This is a genomic window from Variovorax sp. JS1663 (assembly GCF_002157355.1).
GTDB lineage: Bacteria > Pseudomonadota > Gammaproteobacteria > Burkholderiales > Burkholderiaceae_C > Variovorax.
In genome coordinates this window covers 1-1,723 of record NZ_LYMK01000125.1, presented here as the reverse complement: position 1 = coordinate 1,723, position 1,723 = coordinate 1, and the positions used below count along the sequence as shown (strand labels likewise).

Annotated in this window: 1 protein-coding gene; it reads left to right on the top strand. The window is 72.1% G+C overall.

Annotated elements, in window-relative coordinates; translation table 11 throughout:
• Positions 1-1,723 (top strand): autotransporter-associated beta strand repeat-containing protein (locus tag A8M77_RS34910; RefSeq protein ID WP_192871726.1); only part of this gene is annotated, 1,723 nt, incomplete at both ends.

The following is a 1,723-nucleotide window of genomic DNA, read 5'->3' as shown; positions in this document are numbered from 1 at the left end:
CGGGCTGGGCGGGGCGGTGTTCGTGAGCGCCAACGCGTCGGTGACGCTGAGCAACCTGACGCTGAGCGCGAACGAGGCGCGCGGCGGACCTGGCGGCGCAGGTGGCGGCGGCGTCGGCGGCGGTGGCGGGATGGGCGGCAATGGCGGCGGAACCACGGGCGGCGGCGGTGGGTTCGGCTCTGGAGCGAATGGCGGCGTTGGGGTCAGCGGCGCGGGCGGGGCCGGCAGCTTTACCGGCGGCGCTTCGGGTGGCAATGGTGGCAGTGGCGCGGTTGGCGGCGCCAACGGTGGTGGTGGCGGCGGCGGCGTTACCTTCGGCAGCGGCGGCGGCGGCGGCGTCGGCGGCGGCGTCGGTGTCTCCGGCGGCAACGGCGGTGCCGGCGGCTTTGGCGGCGGTGGCGGCGGTGGCAGCCGCAGCGGCGGCGCCGGCGGCTTCGGCGGCGGCGGCGGCGCTGGCGGCGGTGCCGGCGCCTCCGGCTCGAGCGGTGGCGCTGGCGGCTTCGGTGGCGGCGGTGGCGGCGCCTCCGGCTCGAGCGGTGGCGTCGGCGGCTTCGGCGGCGGCGCTGGCGGCAATGGCTCCGGCAAAGGTGGCGGCGGCGCAGGCATGGGCGGGGCCATCTTCGTGATGAACGGCGGCACTCTGACCGTCACCGACACGTTCGCCGTCAGCGGCAACAGCGTGACCGCCGGCGCCGCGGGGGGAATCGGCTTCGGCGGCGCCCCTGCGGTCGCCGGCTTGGCCTTCGGTTCGGGCCTGTTCCTGGCCGGCAACGGCACGATCAATTTCGCGCCCGGCGCTGGCCAGACCCAAACGATCGGTGACGTGATCACCGACCAGACCGGCTCCGGCGGGACTGGTGCCAATGCGGGCAGCGTCGGCCTGGTCAAGAGAGACGCTGGGCGTTTGGTCCTCTCGGGCACCAACACCTACACAGGCGGCACCACCATCAGCGCCGGTACGCTCGTCGGCAGAGCCACCAGCTTCGGCAGCGGTGCCATCGCCAACAACGCCGCGCTGCTGATCGATCAGTCCGGCGACGGGACTCTTGCCAACACCGTCACCGGCAGCGGCACCCTCATCAAGACCGGTGCCGGCGCGCTCACATTGACAGGCGCCAACAGCTACACAGGCGGTACCGCCATCGCAGGAGGCACACTGTCGATCTCCTCGAACCAGAACCTGGGGGATGCCGCGGGCTCGCTGACCCTCGATGGCGGTACCCTGCAGAACACAGCTGCTTTCACGACCGCGCGTGCCATCATCATCGGGAGTTCCGGAGGTGGCTTCCAGGCCGATGCCAACCTGGGCTCCACCGGCGTCATCTCGGGGGCGGGCCGTGTGACCAAGACCGGGACCGGGACCCTGACCCTCTCCGGCGCCAACACTTACGGCGGCGGCACTACCGTGACGGGAGGCACGTTGTCGATCTCCGCGGACCAGAACCTGGGCGCTGCCTCAGGCGTGTTGACTCTTGATGGCGGCACCCTGCAGAACACTACTGCTGCTTTCACGACCGCGCGTGCCATCACCATCGGCAGCGCTGGAGGCGTCTTCCGGACCGATGCGGACCTGAGCGCCATCGGCGTCATCACGGGCGCGGGCGGTGTGACCAAGACGGGTCTCGGTACCTTAACCCTCAGCGGCACCAACACCTACGCAGGCGGCACCACCATCAGCGCCGGCACCCTGGCCGGCAACGCCACCAGCTTCGGCGGCGGTGAC